The organism is Mesotoga sp. UBA5557 (assembly GCF_002425715.1).
Classification (GTDB): Bacteria; Thermotogota; Thermotogae; order Petrotogales; family Kosmotogaceae; genus Mesotoga.
Map to the genome: position 1 here is coordinate 45939 of NZ_DIMV01000056.1, position 24844 is coordinate 70782.

Consider the following 24844-nt stretch of genomic DNA (forward strand, 5'->3'; position numbering starts at 1 on the left):
AAGTCTGGGATACAGCAAATGGTTATTCCGAAAAGGCTAGATTCCGTCATTCCGACAAAGCTCCTGGTCGGAATCTTGATGCTCTTGCTTCAATGGTCCTAACCAAGAACGAAGAACAGATCCTCGCTCTGGAACGAATAACAGATTCTCCTGGTGAACGGAGAACCGCTCAACGGTCAACCGCTTTCTTTGCTCCTGACCAACCCCCGACCTCCGACCCCCAACCACGATTTTCCATAAGACCAGATCCTTAACAGGAGCGCTTCAAGATGACAGAATAGGTTCGTTCTGATCAGATTACTTTAATTTGCTTGCTCTTTTTCTTTGGTTTTTGCCTCCTGGTGCGTAAGCGCCAGCATCACTTCCCCGGATGCCCTTCCGGGCATCACTTCCTCGCGCCAGCGAGCCTCACTTCCTGGCGAAGCCAGCCTTGCGTCTCATTCCACTCTTTCCAACCTGACCCGCTACCACGCGTTTACGGTGTATACTTTTGATTAATAGCGGCTTCATTGCTTCAGGAGGGGGTGCACCAAGTTGAGGATCGGAATTGCCGGACTCGGCACAGTAGGGTCCTGCGTATATGCTATTCTTTCTGAAAAGGGAGATGATATCGAGAAGAGATCGGGAAGGAGATGTACTGTCTCCAAGGTGATAACAAGGACTCGAAGCAAGTACGCCAAACTTGGAATCCCGTCCGACCTGATCGCAGAGGATTTCGAAGACCTGATTATCAACAGCGATATTGTAGTCGAGACTATTGGCGGGACTGAGGCCGCCAGAAAACTGGTTAGACAGTCTCTGGAACTCAACAGAACAGTGGTTACCGCGAACAAGATGCTTATCTCCGAATTCGGTAATGACTTCTCCGGCAGTTCCGTAATTAAGAGTCTCTTCTTTGAAGCTGCCGTGGGTGGCGGCATTCCAATAATCTCGCTTCTTGAGGACTACCTGATATTCCACGGAATCAAACGCATACGCGGTATACTCAACGGAACAACGAATTTCATTCTATCTGAGATGCAGAAGGGAATGGGGTACCAAGAAGCTTTGAGGCTTGCTCAGGAAAGGGGTTATGCAGAAGCCGATCCGTCAAGCGATGTAAAGGGCTTAGATGCAGCATACAAGCTATCGGTGCTCACGGGGATAAAGACTGGGATTTTCCCCGGAATAGCGACAATAGAGACGAAGGGAATTGAAGGTATAGATAAGCTAGATATAGAGAGGGCTGCAGACGAAGGGAGGAAGATCAAGCTCATAGGGACGATTGATTTCGAGAAGGAAGGAGCTTATGTTAGACCTCAGGAGCTAGAAAGAGATGATCCACTTTGGAGCGTAGATGGTGTTGAGAATGCCATAGAGGTTGAAACGGATCTGTCTGGAAGGTTTATTCTCAGGGGAGAGGGTGCAGGCGCACAACCAACTGCAACTGCGATTATCTCGGATATTCTAAGGGCATCGAGATACGCCGAGAAGCAGAGCAATTCAGTCGTGATAATGAAGTTTGGAGGAACGTCGGTCGATACGCCGGAGAAGATAAGGGATGTTGCAAAACGTGTTCAGAGAAAGGTTCAAAGCGGAGTCAAGCCCGTTCTGGTTGTTTCGGCCATGGGGGTCGAAACTGACACTCTCTATGAACTCGCCGGAGAGATCTCCAGTAAGCCAAACGGCAGAGAGATGGATATGCTTCTAGCTACCGGCGAACAGAAGTCTATAGCACTTGTAGCGATGGCAATTCAGGAGCTGGGGATGAAGTCTATCTCACTTTCCGCCAATCAGGCTAGGATTCAGACTGACTCGAATTTCTCAAATGCAAGGATCGTCTCAATCGATGCGGATCTAGTGAGTCGCCACATTTCAAATGGATATGTTCCCGTTGTTGCAGGCTTTCAGGGATCGACATATACTGGCGAGATCACGACGTTAGGACGAGGGGGTTCGGATCTTACGGCCGTAGTGCTTGCGAAGGCTCTGGGATCACAACTGTGCGAAATCTACAAAGATGTGGATGGCGTATATTCTGCCGATCCGAGGATAGTTGAGGATGCCAGACCTATAAAAGAGATCTCATGGGAAGAGATGATCGAGCTTTCCAAACAGGGAGCTCAGGTGCTTCAAAGCCGAGCGTCGGAATTCGCCAGGAAGTATGATATAAAGGTGCTCGTGAAAAACGCGCACACGAACGCCAGAGGCACACTTATATGGAGGGGATCGAAAGTGGAGCAACCTATCGTAAGCGCAGTAACTTCTGATCAGGATATCGTAAAAGTAGTTCTGCAGGAAGTTCCTGACAGGCCGGGAATAGCTGCAAGAGTGCTCAAGACTCTTACCGAGCAGAATGTGAATATCGATATGATAATACAGAGTATGAGAAGTGGTGATTTCAACACAATGGCCTTTACCGTTCAGGCGAGCGACCTTGCAAAGCTCAAGCAGGATATTTTGAAATCGAGAAGCGAAGCCAGAGAAATAACCATAGAAAGAGCTATTGCAAAGATTTCCATAGTGGGCGTCAACCTGACTGCCACACCGGCCATAGCTGCGACTCTCTTCGAGACTCTTGCAAATGAAGGGATCAACATAGATATGATAAGCGCCAGCAACAGCAGAATCTCGGTCGTAATTGACAGCAAGAAGGTGCGTTTGGGTGTAAACGCTATTCACAGTGCCTTCAGTCTGGGGGAGATCGAATGAAAGGGTTAATAGCTAGCTACGAGAGATTTCTTCCCGTAACTCAGAGTACTCCGAGGATTACCCTCCTTGAAGGAAACACACCTCTGATATATCTGGAAAACATCAGCAGGAAATTCGGACCGAAAGTTTACGTGAAGTATGAAGGGGCCAATCCCACAGGCTCTTTCAAAGATAGAGGGATGGTTCTGGCTATCGCCAAGGCGATTGAAGAGGGTTCAAAGGCCGTAATTTGTGCCTCTACCGGAAATACTTCGGCCTCTGCTGCCGCTTACTCTGCAAGGACCGGTTTGAAGTCGATAATCTTGATTCCGGAGGGAAAGATCGCTCTGGGTAAGCTTGCTCAGGCGATGATCTATGGTGCAAAGGTAATTCAGATAGATGGGAATTTCGATGACTGTCTTGAACTTGCGAAGAAGATTTCTGAAGAGTATCCGGTAACGCTTGTGAACAGTCTGAATCCATACAGACTTGAGGGTCAGAAAACTGCCGCTTTCGAGATAATCGACGTTCTGGGAAGGGCTCCTGACTACCACTTCATACCAGTAGGGAACGCGGGCAATATTGCTGCCTACTGGATGGGTTATCGGGAGTATCACGAGAGAGGTCTGTCAGGCAGCCTGCCCAAGATGATGGGCTTCCAGGCCGAGGGAGCTGCCCCAATTGTATATGACAGGGTCTTCGAACACCCCGAGACTATTGCGACCGCCATTAGGATTGGTAACCCTGCAAGCTGGAAGAAGGCAGTCGCTGCAAGAGACGAATCGGGAGGGGTAATAGAGGCCTTGACCGACGAAGAGATCTTGAACGCGCAGAAGCTGCTCGCGAGCACCGAGGGTGTCTTCTGCGAGCCGGCCTCTGCAGCTTCTTTTGGCGGCTTTTTGAGAAAAGCCTATCAAGGGCTTATCCAGCCGAGTGATGTCGTTGTCTGTACTTTGACCGGGAACGGTCTCAAAGACCCCGATGCAGTCATCAAGTCTGTAGACATGCCTGTAGTCATTCATAACAGTCTGGAGGCAGTCGTTCATGAGGCAGGTCTGAAATGAGACTGAGGGCGCCGGCCACGACGGCAAATATGGGAAGCGGATTCGATGTCGTCGGCATGGCTTTGAAGCTCCATAATACCGTTCAATTCGAGAAGGCGAATCGACTTAAGGTTCTATCTATAGGTAGATATGGACGAGAGATCGAGGATGCCGAAGAGATTTTCAGAAGTTCTATAGCGAGATTTGAGAAGATTACCGGCAAGGTGGTACCGCGAATCCAGATAATTCAGGAGTGCGATATTCCGCCGGCTCGCGGCCTGGGTTCGAGCGCCGCAGCGATTGCTTCAGCTCTGTTTATAGCAAACATCATGACCGGCGGGAGTATTCCCGTAAGGAAGCTTCTCGAGATCGGGACCGAGATCGAAGGCCATCCCGACAACATCGTCCCATGTATGCTTGGAGGGCTCGTTGTCTCTTACTACGACGGAAAGAGATTCGACTACGAGAAGTTTGAAATGCCAGATCATAGACTGACTTTTCTGGTGCCAGAATTCAAGCTCTCCACAGATGTAATGCGAAAGGCGCTTCCCGAATCGATTCCCTTTGAAGACGCTGTGAGCAATATAAAAAGCGTTTCGCAATTTGTAGCCAAAATCTCAAAGGGCGACCTTGGTAGCGCTCTGAAATACTCACAGGATGAAATCCATCAGACTTACAGAATAAACAGCGATTCACGGATGAAGGAATTCGTCCTCAGCATCGAAGAGAGAAGGCCTTCTTTCTGGTTTGTCAGTGGTTCGGGCTCGGCGGTCTGCTGCGATCTGGAAGATGTGGACGGAATTCCATATCTGGAAGCAGTCATAAGAACCACCCCTGCAAACGAACCATTTATCGTAGGTCTGTGAGTAATTGACTAGATAACGAGTTTCAGTCAGCTTCGATAAACAGTCTCTATGGCGCCTTCACATGGAAACAGGTCATCGAATATCCGGTAGTATAGAAGCTCTTCCTTTGATCTAATTCCGCTGTTTCGCCGTTCGTTCTCAAGTTCGGAGTCGGATATCGTCTCCTCCGCATACTCTTTCATCAGATGCGATGAGCCCGAACCGACGCTGAACTTGCTCTTCTTACGCCACACGACGCTCTCCGGCAGCTCGTTTTCGAACGCCTTTCTGAGAATCCACTTCTCTGTCTTTTCCGGTCCGTGGATCTTCCATTCAGCGGGTATGGAAAAGGCAAGATTCAACACCGAAGGGTCCATAAAGGGTACATCGAATTCGATTCCGAATGCAAGACTCATTCTGTCGTTCCGCTGGAAGCCCGAGCGATAACCGTTTCTCGTAATCCTTATCGACTCTTTGTCTATAGACTCTGCACTGGGCAGATCCTTCATGTACTCATAGCCGGCGAAGAGCTCGTCGGCCCCTTCTCCCATGAAGACGAACGAACTGCCTTCATCGGCTGCCAGCTTCGAAACGAAGTAATTGGGAATAGCGCTTCTGACCAATGGAGGATCGAACGACTCGAGATGATAGATTACTTCGGGCAAGACTTCGAGCATCTCATCGAAATCATAGGTGTGCTCTCTATGATCCGTGCCGAGGTACTCGGAAACCTCCCTTGCGAATTCCGGGTCTTCCCCGTCGCCGCTTCCAACGGTAAATGTTCTCAAGGACCCGCTCAGCGAACTAGCAACAGCTGCAATACAACTGCTGTCCAAACCGCCGCTCAAGAAGACTACCGCGTCATACTTAACTGCTGAGAGCCTCTTTTCAACGGCCTCTTCAAGAGAACTCCGCAGCAGTTCGGCTGCCTCTTCTTCGTTTCGAGCATCTGACTCATCTGTAAGCAGGTCTTCGAGTGAGGAGTACTTCTTGAACCCTTCGATGGAAGAGAAGTAGTAACCCGGCGGAAAGACCTTCACCTCACTACAGAAGGGTGTCAGAGCCTTGAGTTCGGAGGCACACGCGATCGACCCGTTTATGAAGCAGTAGTAAAGAGGCTTCATGCCTAAAGGGTCTCGGGCGATCAGAGTTTCTCCGGCTGTATCTATTGCGAAGGTAAAAGATCCGTCCAGCCTATCTATGAATCGATTCCCATACTTCCTGCGAAGACTCAGTATCTTCTCCGGCCAGGGCGCATCGGAGCAGTTTCTGAGAAAACCGTCGAAAACGACGTACTCACCATGCCCTTCAAAGACATTCATGTCATCCTCATAGGCATTGCTCAACACAGCGCCCATACCTACCTCTCCGCCTGCCGCGAGGACTCTTGTCTCGCTCCCCCTATGTGCAAGAAAAGATAGCGAGTCTTCTATCATTTCTCTCTCGCCCCTATAGAAAACAGCGATTCCGCTCATCAAAAATCCCTCCATTTTGTTCCATGCGCGAGGACTTACCTGAAGCTACTTCTGGGATCATTACTATTCTGACACATAATAATTATATCATGTGAGGAAATCTCCAAAATTCATTTCTGAAGCCAGGTCCGCGCATCGCGTTCCAACTAGCTCAGAAGGCTTCATTCACTTAGTTCACAAGGAGGATTTCTGTATAATGGGAGTGCAGAGATTCCATTCACTTTGGAGTATCTGTTCTTTGCAGGTTATCATTTGTTTCTTATTCTTTTTCTGCACAGGGGATTGGGGAGGTGCGTTATGAAGATAGCAGTAATTGGAGCTGGCAACGGTGGACAGGCTCTTTCGGCGGTCCTTGCGATGCGAGGACATGATGTCTCGCTTTACAACAGGAGTCAAAAGAGAATACTACCGATACTTGATGACCGGAAAATAAGAGTTGAAGGTGAGTCTAGCGGAAAGGCCAAACTCAAGTACGTCGGAACGGATATGAAGAAGGCGATAAATGGGGTAGAGGCAATCATGGTGGTCGTGCCTGCCTTTGCTCATGCTCAGATTGCCGCCGGTCTGGCCGACTGCGTTACGGAAGGGCAAATCATAGTTCTGAATCCGGGCCGAACCGGAGGCGCGCTCGAGTTCGATAAGATCTTCAGGGAGAAGGGCGTTAGAGAGAAAGTGGTAATTGCCGAGGCCCAAACCTTCGTCTTCGCTTCGAGAATCTCTGGTCCGGGGATGGTAAGGATATTCAGGATAAAGAACGCCGTTCCGATTTCTGTTCTGCCTTCAAAGGAAAACGAGGCGATCATGCCGATAATAAGCGAGATCATGCCCGAGTTTACACTGGCAAAGAACGTACTGTACACAAGTTTCAACAACATAGGCGCAATCTTTCATCCCGGTGCGATACTTATGAACGCCGGTTGGATTGAGACGAAACACGGAGACTTCCAGTTCTACTTAGAAGGCATAAGCCCATCGGTCGCGAGAGCTTTGGAAGCGCTGGACAGAGAGCGCTGCGAGGTCACGAAAACTCTTGGCGTTGAGGCAATGGGCGCCAAGGAGTGGCTTGACTATGCTTATGACGTCAAAGGCGAGGACCTATATACGGCCATCCACAGCAACGAAGGCTATAGAGGGATAATGGCCCCGATAAGCATAGAGAACAGATACATAATGGAAGATGTGCCGATGAGCCTCGTTCCGATCAGCTGCTTTGGAAAGAAGCTCAAAATAGAGACGAAAGTCATAGATTCTATAATCAATATTGCTGGAGCGGTTATGGAGAGAGACTTCTGGAGCGGAGGGAGAAGTCTGGCCAGTCTCGGTGTTGATAAAATGTCCGTTGAAGAACTTACCAGGTACGTGGAGGAAGGGACCTGATATGAAGATACTGGCGGGAGCTATCGGGAGCGACATACACACTGCTGGCATTCTGAATTTCCTCTATCTGGCCGAAAGGGAAGGCTACGAGACGACATACATTGGAAGTGTAATCGGTATAGACAAGCTGTTGGACAGTGTGGAAGAGGCTTCACCTGACATAGTTGCGGTGAGCTACAGATTGGGCAAGGAATCTTGCGAGCAGCTACTGCGCGAACTGAAGCTGTCTCTGGAGAACAGGGGGATCGAGAAAAGACTGATCTTCGGTGGAACGGTTGAGACTGCTGAAATAGCAGAGAGAAGCGGTCTCTTCGAGAAGGTCTTTGATGGCAGCGAGATGCCGGAAGAAGTCGTTATGTTCCTCAGGGGCACGACAGATGCAAAAGGCCAGGTTGATTACCCGCAGTCGCTTCTCGAAAGAATAACATCTAAGAAGCCCTATCCGTTGATAAGGCATCATATAGGCCTGGAAACCGTTGAAGCAACTGAGAAGGCCGTCCGGAATCTCGCCGAATCCGGATTGCTGGATATCATCTCTCTTGCCCCGGATCAGAACTGCCAGCAATGGTTCTTTCAGCAGGAGAATATGATCTCTTCTGAAGACGGAGCCGGCGGCGCTCCCTTCAGAACTAGAGAGGATTTTGAAAGAATATATGAGGCAAGCCGAACAGGGAACTATCCATTGATGCGCTGCTACTCAGGAACAAGAGATCTTCTAAAGTTCTCACTCCTCTTCAAAGAAACAATAAACAACGCCTGGGCGGCCGTGCCTTTGACATGGTACTCGCAGCTTGACGGCAGGTCGGATCGCGAACTGCTCGAAGCGATTAGAGACAATCAGGGGGCGATAGCCTGGAACGGAGGGAAGGGCATCCCGGTCGAGATAAACGAGGCCCATCAGTGGGCGCTGAGATACTGCCATGCCGCAGTCGAAGTGACCACCGCCTATCTTGCCGCCCTCTGCGCCAAGCGCCTCGGCGTAGAAGTGTACGTTGCGCAGTACATGTTTAACACGCCACCGGGAATCTCTCCAAGAATGGATCTGGCAAAGGCGCTCGCAAAAAAAGAATTGATCGAGTCTTTGAAGGATGATAACTTCACACCGGTTACGATGGTAAGGCCCGGACTCATGTCTCTTCCAGCCGACCCCAATCTGGCTATGGGTCAGCTGGTAACATCCGTTTATACTGCTATGAACATTGACCCGGAGATCGTTCATGTTGTCGCTTACTGTGAAGCGACAAGAAGGGCCTCAGATGCAGAGATCATAGAAAGCGTGAAGATGGCCAAACAGGCGATAAACGAGGCGATCAAAGGGATTCCCGACTTCAAGCAGGATAAGGAGATTCAAAATCACAAGGAATACCTCAAGAGTGAATCTGCAACGATCATAGAGGCAATGGAGAAGATCAGAACAGGCGAGCTCACATCGCCCGAGACAATTTACACGGCAATCAAACTGGGCATTCTCGACGCCCCTGGTTTGAGCAAGATGTCAGTAGCCAAAGGAGCAGTTCGGACAGCCATTATCGACGGCCAGTCCTGCGCGGTCGATGAGGAAGGAACGAAGATAGACGAAAACGATAGACTTACCGCTTTGACAAGTGAAAATGGGGATTGAGATGCACCGAAGATCGTCGGCGGTCGCAATGCCGGCAAAGAACATGCCGGGACGCAAGGCACTGAAAAGCATCAGTGGACGCAAGGCTGGGCAAGAACGGCCCAGGTCGCAATGCTGCCTTCGGCAGGAGGCGATTTTGAAGCCAGTCTGCTAACGCAGGCCAGTCAGGCTTCGCCTGGCCAGTCTCGCCTTCGGCGAGGCCAGTTCCGGCGCGCCGGGCAGAAGAGACGATGAACGCTGATGAAGACCACGTTGACCGTCATCGGTTCTCCGTTCTCCGTAAAAGCTGTTTCTTCGGAGAACAGAGGACGGCCAACGGCTAAGTAAATTCAGACTTCATCTCTAGCATCTCGCCAGCCTGATTTGAAATAGAATAGGTATGTAACATGTTTGTGCGTTGAGTTATAAACTAGAATGATTTAAAAGTATATACTCATTCTAGCCAATAATACTTCTGAGACAAGACTGAGTATGTTCTCTACTCGACTGTGGGTGAATGATGGAAAAGAGGCTGCTTTTTACAATGGTCCTGTTCCTGACGGGAGTTTTTAGCCTGTCTCTAGCTATCACAAGCTACGTAGACCCGGTGGGATTTCCCGCTCCCTGGCCGGATAATCCAAGCCAGCCGCTAGCTTCTTATGAGTTCAACAGTCTCAACGACCTTATAGATTACTACCCTACGAATTCCTGGAATGTAGCCGGCGGTATTCTATCGCTTACCGCTTCTGGCGAGCGCAGAGCGATACTTGATGGGAACGAAGGCTGGGGCGATTACGTTGTGAGGAGCTTTGGCAGGATCACCGACGGGATTCAGTCCGGCGGCTCCGGTTATGCGATATATGTCAGGGCTACCGGTACTGCCAGGAACATAAACGCCTACGCTTTTCAGGTCGATCCGGGACTTGGGAATAAATTCGCATTGAGAAAGGTCACAGATGGTAGAGAGTCCGGCGTTCTAGCCTCGGGAACGCCTGCCGCAGGTTTCGACTGGCTGGAATGGCATGAAGTAACCATAGTGGCCATGGGTAATACATTCACTATGTTTGTCGATGGAATTGAGGTTTTGAGATACACTGACAGCGATAACCCTTTCATGAACGGAAGAGTTGGTCTCAGATCCTGGGGACCGACACAGGTCGAATTTGACTATGTTCGAGTGAATGAAAGCACTTCGGCAACCAACGAGTGGATCCCTTACACTTACTCGAGAGACCCGATTTACGACGCTTCAGGCAATACTGACAATTCTAATGGGGGGACCAGTCCCAGGCAGGAAGCAGATTTCGTCAGTTCTCAGAATCTGCCTGCGATACAGTTCTTCGCCGACTGCGACAATCTCATGTTCAGAATGGTGCTTGCCAACAACCCTCTACAACTACAAGGTTCTGGGACTCCCTATAAATCTTCTACATGGAACATACTTATAGATATAGACGGCGACGGTTATAGAGACTTCGCGATTGAACTCGACGGAACCGACCAAGGAATTGCGCCCGACGATATAAAGGTATATTTCAGCACAATCAGAGATCAGTATCTCTACAATAATGATTTGATCTGGAAACAGGATAGCGCAAAGCACTTGATTAGTCCGACAAACGCCGACGGCGAACCCGGCAGTCCGGCAAACTGGGATAGAGATCCCTCGCCTCTAGTGTGGGATTTTGGAAGAACCAGAGTGATCGAGTACGTTGATCCCTCGCTAGGTACTGTTTATCTTCTGGATATCCAGGTGCCACTGGCAGCTCTAGACGCTACTTCCAGAGGCGGGCCGAAACTCACTACCGACGATATCTTCCAGCTTGCGTTCACTACAAGTTCGAACACGAACAATCCTATACAGAGAGATCTTGCATTCCAGGGGACCTATACGATGGGTCTTAATAAACCCATCCCCTTTGGAGACCTTGTGAATTCATGTGGGCATATTTCGCAGATTCCTCTAACATCCAGGATCACCATTTCCGGCTGCGGTCCTTCCACGATCGAGGCTTTTGTGCTCGATTCGCATACCGCCGTCGGAGGAGCAATACGTTCGACGGTCACAAGCGTTAAGTTCTACTATTATTTTGACTATAACGGTAACGGAGTTGCCAATGACGGATTCGAGTGGGTCTTGATCGGAGATGCAACGGCCGTGGACCAGTTTAACCCCTGGAGGTTACAGTGGAATAATTCTCAGGTTCCACAGGGAGACTACATAATTAAGGCAGTAGTGAGAGACAATCAAGGCAATACAATGGACTCCTATGTGCAGTACAATAGCGGCGAACTCAGAAAAGTAGCACTCTTGGAAAATACTTGTAGCAGTATCTCGCTGACAGTCTCCGGAAAAGCCTTTGAAGACCGAGGAGACAATGGTGGGCCTTTTGTTTCGGGTGTCGATCTGCCAAAAACTAACGTTAGGGTGAGAATTTACAGAGAGGCCGACGGTAACGACGCGATCAGTAATGGCGACGTGTTTGTCGCAGAGACTAATACCGATTCCAATGGCAACTACTCTTTCGGACCTTTGCCTCAATATAGATACTACGTCGTTGTGGATTCGAAGAGCGTCGCTCCGACAGCTCTCAATCCCGGATTTCCACCTGCGACTCCCTGGGCCGAGCAGACTTTCAAACGCGAGTTCAAAGACGGTGCTTACAATGATGTACAGGCCTTTGGCGGTTTAGATCCCTCAATCTCAGACAGATTCGCGACCTGGAATAGGGCCGTCAGCCAGAGCAACTTTCAGCATTTATGCGTGGTTGACCTTTCGGAAAGCATACAATCCGTAAGCGGAATCGATCATGGCTTCTCGTTCAACGTGATTGTCAACACGAACGACACTGGAGATAACGACTTCAGAGTTGCCGGCAATCAGGGAACCTTCAGGCAGTTCGTGCTGAACTCAAATGCTATTGCCGGAGCCAATGCGGCGAGATTCGTCATGCAGACTCCTCAAAATTCATCTTTCGGAAGCAATAGTTGGTGGACGATACAGACTCAGGCAGCCTTGCCGGACATTACCGATACCCAGACAACTATCGACGGCACTGTATACACTGCGCAGGGGAACATCATAAACAGTAACGGCTCAAACTTTGGGGGCGGTCTTGCCGGAGTCGATAAAATTGCCATACCCCCACTCAACGGCAAAGAGATCGAGATAGATTCGAACGGTCTGCAGTATGTCCTGAGAACTTCGGCAACCGCGGGAGGCTTCTCGTTGAAAAACATCGCCTTCCTTAACGGCGGCGGGACTATCGGCGACACTAACGCCCCGGTAGTCATCAACGGCCAGAACTTCAATCTTGACAACATTGTGAGCGGGGCAAGAGCCGATGGATCTAGACCTGAAGATAGCAGTCTAAACAGAAGATACGGTCTGGTTATCAACGCGAGCGGAACTCTAAAAGACTCGTATATCGCTTACAACGGCTCCGGTCTTCTGCTGACTGGAAATACCATAGATGTAAACAGGATAATTGTACTGGACAACGGCATCGGTCCTTCGGGAACCGACGGAAATGGCGTTTCGATAGTCTCTCCGGCGATTTCAGTTACTTTAAGAAACTCTATCGTAGAATCGAATGGCGGAAGCCACGCCGGCGTGACTCACGGAAACGGTGTCTATACACAGGGAGACAAACTGACGCTTCTAGAGAATACAATGATCGTCGATTCAACCGCTTCGGCCATATCTCTCAACGAATCTGTGGGAGCAGTTATAAGAAAGTCAATCGTCAACGGCTCTCTTAGCGGTCCCGGTATAAGGGTTAGCAGCGATTCAAGTTATGGCGACTTTTCGCTAAACTCTTTTGGTGATAATCGCGGTCTGGCGATTGATCTTCTCAGATCGCCATCTTCGGACATAATTGAGGGTGTGAATCCAAACGACGGGCTTCTCAATGCAAACTATGGCAATATGGAAGTCGATCACCCTGTAATAGCTCTGGCAACGCGAAGCGGGAGCGCTCTGTCTATTCAGGGATTTGTCGGTCAGAACGCTCCCAGCACAGTCTTTGCTGGTTCTGTCGTTGAAATATACTCTGCAAGAGCCGGGGATGGAGACTCTTATTCGGGAGAGGACTATGGTGAAGGAATAAAGTATATCGGGTCACTCACAGTAGATTCTCAGGGAAACTTTGAGGGCAATGTCTCCCCTGTCTCTGAGGACACAAAGGTCATAACAGCTATAACCCGTCACGAAAGCTTCAGTAACGTTCTCGGCATTCTTGCTTACAGTACTTCCGAGTTCGGTCCGAATAAATCAGTTGGTTCGGGTCTGAAGATCAGCGGTTACGTCTATGAAGATCTCAATTTCAACAGGACCCGCGACTATGCCGAACCCGGTATTGCGGGAGTCAGGCTGAAGCTCTGGAAGTTTGATGGAAGCGGCTGGACTTTCCAGTCTTATACTCAGACGGACAATGAAGGTTTTTATAGCTTCGATGTTTCACAGGGAACTTACAGAGTTGTGGAAGACGCACAGAATCTCTTCAATTCATCAACTGAAGGATCTGATCCTGTTGGATACATATCCACGACTCCGAACTGGGTTGAAGTGATAGTAGATACAGTAAACAAAACGGCCGATTTCGGTGATTTCAGAGGTTTTATTGTGAAAGGTTTTGTCTTCGATGACACCGGTGCAGGCGTCGTCTCTCAGGCCAACAATGCTACAAGAGAGCCGGGAGAGGCGGGGATACCGGGAGTGCTGGTTACACTGACAAACGGGTCGGACAAATTTACAAGATACACAGACCAGGACGGTCTTTATAGATTCTTCGTCTCCGGAGATCCTGTCTATTCAATCGTAATAAGAGAGACGGATCTTCCGGCATATACATCAACGGGCGACCATGATAGCGGCGGTTCTGCCCCTCTTGATGAGAGGAATACTATAACGATAAATTCGAATGTTGATTCTTCGGCTTTCTACAATTTCGCAGATGTGAAGAGATTGCTCATCGAAGGTATAAACACCGTTTCGGGACTTCCGGGAAGTACCGTTAACCTCGATCATTCTCTGCTCGTTGCAACTTATGGTAGCGTTTCTCTGGAGACCATTTCATCTCAAGGCTTCGGTATAGCTGTTTATGAGCTCGATTCGGCAGGGAATGTGCTGGGCCTGTGGGATAACAATATCGCAAGGTCTCCGGCAAGGTACTATTTGAGACTTGCAGTCAACATACCCACTGAAGCCATCAGCGGCACGTTCGACGCGATAAAAGTCAGGGCGGTTCAAGACTGGTCTAATTCTGTGGGAAGCGATCGTGCCGAGACTTACGATACAATTACCGTTGGAGCCGAGGGCCTGTCGATTCGCAAAGAGACCCGCAATTTCTCGATCTCGGGTGACTGGGGATTGTCATCTGAAGGAAAGCCCGGGGAGATAATCGAGTACAGGATCTCATTTGCCAACAATGGAACTCTTTCGATTCCTTCTGTTGTGATAACCGATCCTCTGGATAGAGATTTGCAGTTACTTCAGAGCAGTTATTCGATGGGCAGTTCTCACGGTAACGTGATTCTCTCTGTCGATGGCAGCGAGTATCTGCTGGTCGCCGAAGACGGTGGCGACGCTAATCTTGATTGGGCCTTCTGCGAGGGGGGAGTTCTGACGGTTAATATCACAAAGATAATTGGTGCGTTGCAGCCAGGCTCTTCGGGCTGGCTGATATTCAAGACGAAACTTAGAAGATAATCGGGAGGGGATACAGATGAAGAAGTGTTTCCTTACAATCGTTTTTCTTTCAGCACTCTTTTTACTGGGTTTTGCCAACGAGGAACCTATAAAGGTCAGTATCGAAAGTTATAAGGTCTGGGATTCTCAGAGTGCGACAGAGACATACGAGGAACTCGACGAGGTCTTTCCGGGCGACGAGATTCTTTATGTTCTCACATATGAAAACGTATCGGAATCTACGATCGAAGGTCTCCAGATGATCGCATTGATCCCCGAAGGCACTTTCTATATAAGGGGAAGCGCAACTGGAGAGAGGCGTGAACATCTGGACTGGGAGAGTCGAGAACTAGAGCTCTACTTCAGTTTCGATGGAGGGGAGACTTTCGGAAAACCACCGTTATTCTTTGAAGAAGTGAGGGGGGGGATGGCAGTAAGGAGATTGGTCAATCCTACGGCTTATACAAACATAATGTGGGTCTATGGAAGACAGTTTATGCCATCAGATATATTGAAAGTGCTTTACAAAGTTAAGGTATCCAACTAAAACACACAGGAGGTGAGTTTATGAGTAAGAAACTTCTACTGGTGCTCCTCGCGGTCATGATAGCTGTTGCCGCGATTGCCGCACCACCTGCCGCCGGCACCAAAATCAAGAACCAGGCCGCGGCTACATATACCGATGGCAGGGGAGTAACCAGAACAATCCTATCCAACCAGGTAATAACCACGGTACTACCGGTCTATTCGGTACTTGTCACACCCGATCTAATAGAACAACCGGGTGCCGCCGGACAGACTATGCAGTTTCAGTTCAGGATCGACAATCTCGCAAACACTGTCGATACTTTCAACACGAGTGTGAATATCGATCCCGCATCGACATTTACTCCGCAAAATATCGAAGTCTTCTACGACGAAAATGGCAATGGCGTCGTTGACCCCGGTGAAGAGCTCTGGAAAAACACAATTCCGATACCATCGGGTGACTTCAGGTATGTCATAGTCAGGTACAGGGTGCCGAGTGCGGCTGCGGCAGGAACCACCGCCACAGTCTATCTTGATGTGAACTCGGTAAGCGATCCGGTAAATGCCTTCGATCACGACAACGCGGCGCGCACAACGGTCTATAACGATGCCGTGTTGACTCTCTTCAAATCTGCAACCCCACAGGAGGTCAAGGCCGGCGACGAAGTCGTTTACACGATTTCCGGAGCTAACGTCGGTAACAAGGCAGCTTCAGACATAACCATAATCGACATTCTGCCGGCAAGTCTTGAATATCTGGGCTTCCTTGACAAGGTTCCGGCAGGTATGACCCTCGATGTAACAGGCAATACAGTGACCCTGCATATAGCCAATCTAACTGCAGGCTCGAGTTTCCGGATTAGACTTAGAGTACAGGTGAAAGCGGATACTCTTGCAGGTGTCGTTGAGAACGTGGCAACAATGACTTACAAAACGACTGCGCTCGAGACTGTGAGCAGGAGCTCGAACGTCTCCACTATCATGGTTGGTGGACCGGGCAACGAGACGACTAAGGTCTGGATCGGTCCCAAAGACAACCCCGAAGCGGTAGATCCGAACGATATAACGATAAAGCCCGGTGTTGCCGGTACTCTAGTAGAGTTCACGAATACGGTGAAGAATGCCGGTCTCTCGAAGGACATAATAAACATTACAATCGCCGAGGTTCTTCCTGCCGGACTCGATAATGTTGTCGCTATCTCCTTTTTCACCGAGAACCTTACTCCCCTACCCGATACCGACGACAACGGGATGCAGGACACAGGTCCGCTTGCACCGGGAGAGACCTTCGACATTACCGTCAAGATCTTCATACCCGCAGAAATCCAAGCCACTGTAACTTCAATTACCGCTGAAGTAAAGGCTATCTCCTCGATATCTCCAGCCGCCTCCGACACGACCACAGACAAGGTCGAACCAATAACCTTCCCGTCCGTAGCAATCGGAAATATGTCTGGAACGGCCACCGATACTACCGTAGATAAGACCCCGGTAAACAAGAACGCCGATCCCGGCTCTTATGCATATTTCCCTCTGGATGTTGTTAACAATTCCGATGCTGGCGATACTTTCAGCCTCTCGGCCGATCTTCCCGCTGGCTATACGGTGAGGTTCTACATCGATACCAACGGAAACGGAGTTCTCGATCCAGATGAGATGATACCTATAACAAATACCGGTCAGGTATCGGCAAAAAGTGGCATCAGGATCATAGCGAGAGTAACCGTCCCCGAAGGAGCCCTTTACACAGGAACGGCAGTTCCCGTGGAGTTCTTTGCAACTTCACTGACGAGACCCACAGCTGAGGACTCACAGATTAACACGATTACCGTGAACGCCGTCAGACGCATTACACTCTTGCCTTCCCGAAATGGATCGGCCGCACCCGGGCAGAATATCAACTACGAGCACACTCTGACAAACACCGGCAACGTATCGGTGACCGTCAAGCTCTATCCAAGCTCGACGAGAGGCTGGGACTTTACTTTCCTTCAGGGCGGAAACCCAGTAGATCTAGATGCAACTTGGCCACTCGACCCCGGCCAGAGCGTAACGGGTATATTCAGGCTTGAGGTCCCGACTGATGAACCTCTTGGCGTGACTGACGTCGCTTATCTGAAGGCCGAGGTCCAGGAGGACACTAACGTTACGGCAACTGTTATAGATATCACGGTCGTTGTGTCGGAAAAGGTCACTCTGGAGAAGGCCGTCAATAAGACCGATGCAAAACCCGGTGAACAGCTGATCTACACCATAACCTATGCCGACGTCGGAACGGAACCAATCAATAATCTGATCATCTACGATACGATTCCGTTCTACACCTCTCTTGATCCTGTAATAGTAACCGACACGGTCAACTTCACCGAACCGTCTCAGGTTAGCACCAATTACGGAGTAACCTGGGAGGACTGGGCAACGTTCGACAAAAACAATCTTGCCTCTGTTACCACCGTCAAGTGGGTAATCGGGACACTGACTGTCGGTGGTTCAGGCACAGTTGTCTTCCCGGTATTGATAGACGGTTATTGATCCAATTGCCATGGCCTTCGGGCCATGGCTCTTCATCTCTGTGATCCCCTGAAAACCATTTGGAGATCACAGAGACGAGGGATAGCGAGGTGATTAGGTGCGCAGGAAGACCGTAATGCTTCTTATATTAATCTTTGTGACAACAGTGATTGTCTCGGCGCCGGCTGCCGGTTCTAAGATAGAGAACTTTGCCTTTGCCAGATACAGAGATATCGAAGGCAATCACATTACGATCTTCTCGGATAAGGTCGTCAGTACGGTATTGCCCGTCTATGGTTTCACGATAAAGCCCGACGGAACATTCGAGAAACCCGGTCAGGAGAGAGAAGGCTTCGTTGGCAGCGCGGTTGATCTAAACTACGTGGCACAAAATTTTGGAAACAGCCCGACAACTATCTCCCTTTTGGCCTCTCAGGTCTTTGAAGAGGAACCATCAGGGGTCCCGGTGCTTAGAGTTATCGGTATTTATCTCGATGAAGGAGAAGAGAGTTTCTCGGGACAGGCAAAAACACCGGTAAATAGTGTCGACCTCGAAATCGATGGTTCAAAAAAGCTGATAGTAAGAGTTATTCTCGAAGAGACCGGTGATTTGACCGATAAAGGGTTTATCAACATAGTCGGAATAGACCCGGCCGGCAACACCGATGACGACAACATAGCCCAGATAAAGGTAGAAGAGAAGGAGATCGTCGCCTCTACAAAATCCAGACTCCTGGAGACAGTTCTCCCGGGCACATCACAGTCCTTCTCGGTGAGCCTCACAAACAACTCGGAGTACGAATTAGACAGCCTCGTTCTCAAAGACTTCATAGACTACGGAGGCAATCTGGTTGACGGTGTTCTCGATTCCGCTTCTCTCTTTTCGAATTACGATTTCTCCGTCCGTTACTTCAACGGTTCGGATTGGTTGCCCGAGCCGCCACAGAACGATGAAGAGATAAAGGGCTTCGAGCTCACCTTCGGGCCGGTTAGTCCGGGGCAGTCTATCGAAGTATCTTTCGATGTCTTCTTCCCAAGTAGTGTTCCGGCCGGCAGGCGCTACAACACAGCCAGTGTTTCCTGCTCGCGGCTTGGAACAACATGGTCCTCAAAGACAAATACTGTCGATTTCACCATTCCGGCTCTGGGAGTCCCTCTTCTAGGTCCTTTCGGATACCCGGACGCGCCGGAAATGACTTTTGAGGACACTACGGTCAGCACTACTACGGTTTTCGATGGCGATACTGTCATATTCCGTCATACTCTCAAGAACGACGGAAATACCCCCGGTGTAATGGATCTACTTATCGAAAGTGCCAACTTTCAGCTAGACGGCTGGGGATTCTCTTTCAAAGACGATACGGGAGTTCTTCTGACGGACACAGACGGAAGCGGTTATGTGGATGTCGGGTTCGTCGCTCCCGGGCAAGAGGTAGATATAATCCTGGAGGCAACGATTCCTGGAGGCGTTAGCGGCAGCAATTTTGCAAAAGGTTTTAAGTTTATACCGAAAACCGTAATGGGTAACGAGGAGAACAGAACGATAGATATAATTCCACATATCAGGAAGTCAGACAGTCTAAGCATATCCAAAGTCGTTCTCTCGAGCTCGCTTGTTATGCCAGGGGCCGAAGTGCGTTTCCTTATCTCGGTGGAGAACGAGTCTGAAAGTTCGACCGGAAAGATCACGGTTAGCGATCCTATTTCCTCGCTCCTTTCGGCTCCGTACGAAATTGAGGTTTCAAAAGAGGCTACGGTTTCATTCAACAGTCAAGAGAGAATACTCACGGTCGAGTTCGACTCTCTTGATCCTCTGGAGAGTGTGGAGATTACCTTTAAATGCCCTACGGTTGACGGTCTCGCTGAAGGGACCGTAATAGAGAACACGGCAACCGTCTCCGGCGACGGAACTTTCGAAGACTCCGAAAGGGTCTCCGTGAAGATCTTTCACGGGAGTCTGGAGCTCGTGAAGCTGGCCTCTCCTTCGATCGTTGAGCTGGGGTCGGAGATCACCTACACTATCGAGGTGTCAAACCCCAGTACCATAGCAACTGTAACTGAACTAAGGCTGGAGGACAGAATCCCGCCGGGGACCTCTTACGTCGAGGGAAGCGGAAGCATCGACGGCGAACCCGTAGAGCCTCTGATTCTTGAAGATATGCTGATCTTCGATAATCTTAGAGACCTGAAGCCTGGAGAGAAGTCAAAGGTAGTTTACCGTCTGAGACTCGACGAGTTTACCGGAGAATTCCTGAAAAACATGGTCAGGGCTATCGGTACGATTTTATCCGAAGAGTACAGCACGGAAGTGGTAACAGAACCCTCTGTCGTCGACGTGCGCGTCTTCAGGCCTATGAATACGGGCACTGGAATCATAGGCAGGATTTATGTAGATGAAAACGGAAACGGCTTCTACGATAAAGATGACAGCAAACCTCTGCCCGTCAGACTGCTCCTTCAGGACGGTTCCTTCGTCGTTACGGATAAGGACGGACTGTTTCATTTCGACAGACTGAAACCGGGACTTCACACCGTCAAGGTAGATATTGACGTGACGCCTTACAGGCTTTCGCCGAATCAGGATAGCCGATCGCTTGGAGACGACAGATCTTTCATGATCGAGACGCTGCCGGGAATGTACACTATCATAGATATACCGCTGATCCACAGGGAGAGAATCGTTGAGACGATAACATATAGAAATCCGCTGACTCTCAAAGGCTTTGACGCCGCGTCGCTAATAGTCTCTGGAAATCAGAGTCTAGATCCCTCCATGTTCTCCGATTACGGTTATATAGTCACACCGTTGAACGGACAGGAATTTGTCGGCGTTGACAGACTCATGGTAGAGGTGGCAATGCCCATAGAAAGTCGCCACACTCTCTACGTAAACGATATTGTCGTTCCCGAGAGCCAGATAGGTCAGAAGGCCAACGACGCAGATGGCCTCTGGCTTTTTGTGAAGTACTTCAATGTGAAGCTGAATCCCGGAAGGAATAGAATAAGGCTAGACTGGCAGGATGGAACGGCAAAAGGCAGCAAGGAGATAGAGGTATATCTCTCCGGAGAGCCCTTTGAATTCAGAGTCTCGACCGAGCCGCTTATACTCACCGCCGACGGTGTGACAGAGGTACTGGTCGTAATCTCGCTGGTCGATGAAAGGGGCGTCCCATCATCGGTCGGTGGAACTCTCATTATTGAAGGTCTCGATTCGCATATCGTCCTGGAACCTTCCGACTGGGACGGAACGAGACTGAAGCTCGAAAATGGCGTCTCTAAACTTAAATTGAAGCCCACGGCTCAGGCTTATGCAGTAGACTTCTCTGTAAGGTACGGCGATCTGTCTAAAGATGTTCGTCTGGAGTATGCAGTCGAATCGCGTCCACCGCTTATAACAGGAAGCGCACAGCTTCAGTACAGCTTCAAAGATCGTTCGCTGTCCTTTGAAGGCGGTGTTTTCGGTCGCCTCAATATCGATAAAGGCTTGTTTACCTTCCGTTTCGGTGAAGAATCGTTGGCCGATTTCGATACGTATATCACCCATGGCGACGAATCGATAAAGGGTACGCTAGCTCCCTCATCTCGCCTGTTTTTTCTGCGATATGAAATCGGGCATTTCAACGTTCAACTTGGAGACTATACGTTTGAAACCCGCGGAAGCACGGGCTTCCTGTCAAGTGGAACGGGTCTTTCCAGCGAATACAGCGGCGATGTCTTTTCCTACAAACTCTTTGTGAATCCTGTTTACAGGGGAAAGAGGACCGAGGAGTTCAGGGGAGAGGGTATACGAGGCCCCTATTACCTGTCTGAAGTACCGGCTTCTGGAAGCGAAACTATAAGTCTTATAACAAGAGATAGCGAAGGCGAGATTATCACTCGACGGGTTTTGAGAAGAGGCGAAGACTATACCCTCTACAATTCGAACAGACTGCTGATCTTCAGTAAACCGGTTCCGTATTTCGATCTAGACTTCAACCCGATCTGGATCGAAGCCGTCTATTCTACCGATTCGACCTCGCCGGGCGATCTCGACATGATGGCTTATCTAACCTACTCTCCTTCGGGCTGGAAGTATGCCCTTACCGGGCTATTCAGAGGCCTAAGCGAAGGTTACCGGTTTGCGTCTTTGAAGGCGGACGGCAGTATTTCCGAAGGCCTTTCGCCTTCGCTGGAACTGCTGGTCTCCTCGGACACAGGAGACTTCGGATTGCGGGCCGCAGGGGCGCTGAAGTTTGTGAGCAAGACGGTCGTCGGTAATCTCGAAGCTCATCTGGACAGAAACTTCAGGGCGCCTGGCAATCCCAGAGCCTTTTCCGGCTTCGGTTTCAGTCTTGAACTCAATCCAAAGCTATTTGAGCTGAAACTGCTCTCGGGATACAGCTTCGATGAAAAGGCTAAGACGGGAACCCTATCGCTTGAGCTGCTGAGAGACTTCAAAGTGGGTCAGGTTATGACGGAAGTCTCGCTCAAGGAAACTCTGATACATAAGCAGGACGGTCTGGAAAATGAAGTCCGGCTCACCGCAAGACCGAGGTTATCGCTGGACAAGACCAGGCTCAGCGGGGAAATCAGTCTGGGACTGAGAGGAGTCAGTCCGGTCGCGGGTCTCTCTTTGAGGACCGACTTTGGTATCAGCGAGTCTCTCTTTGCGGGAGGAGATGTAGCATTTGACTCCTCCGGAGCGGGTAGGGTAAAACTGTCGCTGACTCCATACATATTGAAGAAACTTGGTAAGGTCTCTATAACAGCAAAAGAGAAGATAGAGTTCCTACCGGATCTAAGGTTCACCACAATTATAGGCTTTGGCTATTCGCTGGATGCGGGGAAGATAGATCTCGAGGCGACTCTTTCGGACAGGGTCTCGATTGGAGCCGGTTACACGGCCTCCTATTCTCCGGGCATCGTCAATCTGGATTTTCTCTTACAGGGAAGACACACTCTCGTTGGCTCGAACACCGAGGACTTCTACGCCCTTCACGTAGGTATAGAGAATCGTGAGATTGAGTCCCTCAAACTCAGGCTGGATACAGATCTAAGATTCGACACCGGATTCGCCCTGTCGCGATTCCTTATAGAGAGCCGGGGAGAGTATCTCGGTCTTGATAGGCTTAGACCGGCATATCACATTCTCTTCACGAACGACCTGAAGACCCAGAGCAGCAGATTTGAAGTCCAGGCCGGCCTCGCATATGTTCCCCAGTTGAGGAGCCCTCTGGCTCTCCTTGCGGAGGGAGCTTACTATATAAGCAGAAACGGAGAAGAAACGACTTCTGAAGGCCGACTGACTCTTGACACTGTCTTCTGGTATGATAGAACCTTCAACTTCGCTCTGACCGGGGAGATATATCTCAAGAAAAACATGGTTTACACAATAAACGGACTCAGAGCGGAGAAGTCTTTTGCCGATCTCTTCTATATCACCGGTGCCGGATATCTTGTAAACGATAATAGAGGCGGTTTCTATAACAGATTCATAGTCCAGGCCGGTCTCACCCTGTGGCCGGATACAGTTGTCTACGCCGGTTATGGCTTCGGTTCGCTGAAGGAGAGCTTCCTTGGAAATCTGGGAAAGGACGGCTTCTACTTTGGAGTAAAAATCAAATTGGACGACAGCTGGTTCTTCAAGAGCAGAAGCACCGGAAAGTTGAACCTCTACTTCTTCCTCGACAAGGATCTCGATACGAAATTCGATACAGGTGAGATGCCCGTAAGCGTCAAGGTGAGAATAGATGGCATAGAGTACAAGAGCGATGGAAATGGAGTCATATCTGTCGAGTTGCCCGTCGGTCTTTACAGAGTCGAACTCGTAGAATACCCCGATTCACTTGTTTCCTTGCTTAAGGATTCTCCAGAGCTTCAGATAACTGAGTACGGATCCAGAGACTTCTACTGGCCGTTTATGGAGTCTCCAGCGTACGTAGATATACGTATCTTTGTCGACTCGAATTCTTCGGGCACATACGATAAGGAAGAGGAATACCTGAAGAGCTTCTCTATCAACATAGGCGAGGATGTAGTGTTTACCGAAGACAAAACACTTACCGTCCCGGTCTCATCGGGAATTATAAGAATCTCACTGGATCTGGCCTCGCTAGGTTCGGGTGTCAGTATCACGACCGGTACTTTGAACAGACAGTTAGAGCTGAGACCGGGGGAGAGGAAGAGTGTCGAATTTGGAGTCGCCTTCCAGCGGAAAATCGAAGTGGTCCTCTTCAGAGACCTGAACGCGAACGGTCTGAGAGAGAGCGAAGAGCCTCTTCTGGATGCTTCAGGTATTCTAACCATAGGCGGAAAACCCTTTAGAATAGGCTCCCGGACGATCCTTGAGGGTGTTCCTGCCGGTGTTAGCAGAGCAAGTCTGACGATGGACAGGGGCTTTGAAAGACTCTACTCTCGCACTACATCAATTGAAACAATTGAAGTTGACGAGAAGGGCGATACTCGACTCGAGATTGGATTCGCTCAAAGGAGCTCACTGAACATATCTTTGATTGACGAGACAGGAGATTATTTGTATGAAGTGGTTAGTCTGAATGTCGATGGAATCGAATTCCAGGTCTTTGGAATGATCGAACTGGTAGGACTTGTCTTTGGGGAACACTCCATCGAAATAACCGAGTTGCCAAACGGATATACTGTCTCAGAAAATCTGAGGACAATATGGCTCGAACCTGGTAAGAACAGTGATCTAACGATTTCAGTCGAGAAAAAATAGTGTTCACCTATTTTCGAGTGCTCGAGCCTGGCATCATATAATAACAAGCATATCGATACGTTGAATGATCGGAGATATTGACCTCAGATAGCATCTAAGTTCACCAGACGACAACAATCGCAAGAAAAAGGCTTCGAAGTTTGCTGCAATTGTTGCACTTTGCAGATTATACTGGCGGTACCAAGAAAACCTGAACTTATTGCTCTCATTGCTTTTGAAGTGCTCCATCGCCAGACCTTTCAAGAGTTAGCTTTAGAAATCGCTGCCCCACTTAAGAAGCAGATCAATTTGCAGGAATGAGAACTTAGACTCAACTTTGACAGCGACAAATCTAAAAACAGCTAAACAAGGGGAAAAATGAAAAGAAAAACAGACGTACCACCACAGTGGT

General features: G+C 49.4%; 10 protein-coding genes. 9 read left to right on the plus strand and 1 reads right to left on the minus strand.

Annotated features, from left to right (window positions below):
- Positions 1-534: 534 nt before the first annotated feature.
- Genes B3157_RS07575 through B3157_RS07585 form a run of 3 tightly spaced genes read left to right on the plus strand, consistent with a single transcriptional unit; the run spans position 535 to position 4579 of the window.
- Entirely contained in the window at positions 535-2691 is a 2157-nt protein-coding gene (locus B3157_RS07575; protein WP_292589908.1) for an aspartate kinase, read from the plus strand.
- Positions 2688-3734, plus strand: coding sequence for a threonine synthase (thrC, locus tag B3157_RS07580; protein ID WP_292589909.1), 1047 nt, complete (start codon positions 2688-2690; stop codon positions 3732-3734). Before B3157_RS07575 ends, thrC begins: the two co-directional genes overlap by 4 nt.
- The gene (locus B3157_RS07585; RefSeq protein ID WP_292589910.1) at positions 3731-4579 is read left to right on the plus strand and encodes a homoserine kinase; all 849 of its coding nucleotides are present in this window, start codon (positions 3731-3733) and stop codon (positions 4577-4579) included. The genes thrC and B3157_RS07585 overlap by 4 nt, the downstream gene beginning before the upstream one ends.
- A gap of 26 nt (positions 4580-4605) precedes the next feature.
- On the opposite strand, the gene B3157_RS07590 is transcribed toward B3157_RS07585, so the two are convergent.
- On the minus strand, positions 4606-6033 hold the full coding sequence (locus B3157_RS07590; protein WP_292589911.1) for an asparagine synthase-related protein: 1428 nt from the start codon (positions 6031-6033) through the stop codon (positions 4606-4608).
- 297 nt (positions 6034-6330) lie between these two features.
- Between B3157_RS07590 and B3157_RS07595 the strand changes: the two genes are divergently transcribed.
- From B3157_RS07595 to B3157_RS07620, 6 genes are all read left to right on the plus strand, one after another.
- Positions 6331-7410, plus strand: coding sequence for an NAD/NADP-dependent octopine/nopaline dehydrogenase family protein (locus B3157_RS07595; protein ID WP_214079828.1), 1080 nt, complete (start codon positions 6331-6333; stop codon positions 7408-7410).
- Between the two features lies 1 nt (position 7411).
- Complete coding sequence (locus tag B3157_RS07600) at positions 7412-9031, plus strand: methionine synthase (RefSeq protein ID WP_292589912.1); 1620 nt, start codon at positions 7412-7414, stop codon at positions 9029-9031.
- A gap of 496 nt (positions 9032-9527) precedes the next feature.
- Positions 9528-14720, plus strand: a complete 5193-nt coding sequence (locus tag B3157_RS07605; RefSeq protein WP_292589913.1) for an SdrD B-like domain-containing protein — start codon at positions 9528-9530, stop codon at positions 14718-14720.
- Between the two features lie 16 nt (positions 14721-14736).
- A complete protein-coding gene (locus B3157_RS07610) occupies positions 14737-15246 on the plus strand; it encodes a hypothetical protein (protein ID WP_292589914.1) in 510 nt (169 codons plus the stop codon).
- A gap of 20 nt (positions 15247-15266) precedes the next feature.
- Positions 15267-17759, plus strand: coding sequence for a hypothetical protein (locus B3157_RS07615; RefSeq protein WP_292589915.1), 2493 nt, complete (start codon positions 15267-15269; stop codon positions 17757-17759).
- A gap of 97 nt (positions 17760-17856) precedes the next feature.
- Positions 17857-24453, plus strand: coding sequence for a hypothetical protein (locus tag B3157_RS07620; protein WP_292589916.1), 6597 nt, complete (start codon positions 17857-17859; stop codon positions 24451-24453).
- The last annotated feature ends 391 nt before the right edge of the window (positions 24454-24844 follow it).

What these genes read in the sequence shown, in the direction of transcription:
- B3157_RS07595 (WP_214079828.1), top strand. Translation starts at nt 6,331, where the DNA reads ATGAAGATAGCAGTAATTGGAGCTGGCAACGGTGGACAGGCTCTTTCG.
- B3157_RS07600 (WP_292589912.1), top strand. Translation starts at nt 7,412, where the DNA reads ATGAAGATACTGGCGGGAGCTATCGGGAGCGACATACACACTGCTGGC.
- B3157_RS07615 (WP_292589915.1), top strand. Translation starts at nt 15,267, where the DNA reads ATGAGTAAGAAACTTCTACTGGTGCTCCTCGCGGTCATGATAGCTGTT.
- thrC (WP_292589909.1), top strand. Translation starts at nt 2,688, where the DNA reads ATGAAAGGGTTAATAGCTAGCTACGAGAGATTTCTTCCCGTAACTCAG.
- B3157_RS07590 (WP_292589911.1), bottom strand. Translation starts at nt 6,033, where the DNA reads ATGAGCGGAATCGCTGTTTTCTATAGGGGCGAGAGAGAAATGATAGAA.
- B3157_RS07605 (WP_292589913.1), top strand. Translation starts at nt 9,528, where the DNA reads ATGATGGAAAAGAGGCTGCTTTTTACAATGGTCCTGTTCCTGACGGGA.
- B3157_RS07610 (WP_292589914.1), top strand. Translation starts at nt 14,737, where the DNA reads ATGAAGAAGTGTTTCCTTACAATCGTTTTTCTTTCAGCACTCTTTTTA.
- B3157_RS07585 (WP_292589910.1), top strand. Translation starts at nt 3,731, where the DNA reads ATGAGACTGAGGGCGCCGGCCACGACGGCAAATATGGGAAGCGGATTC.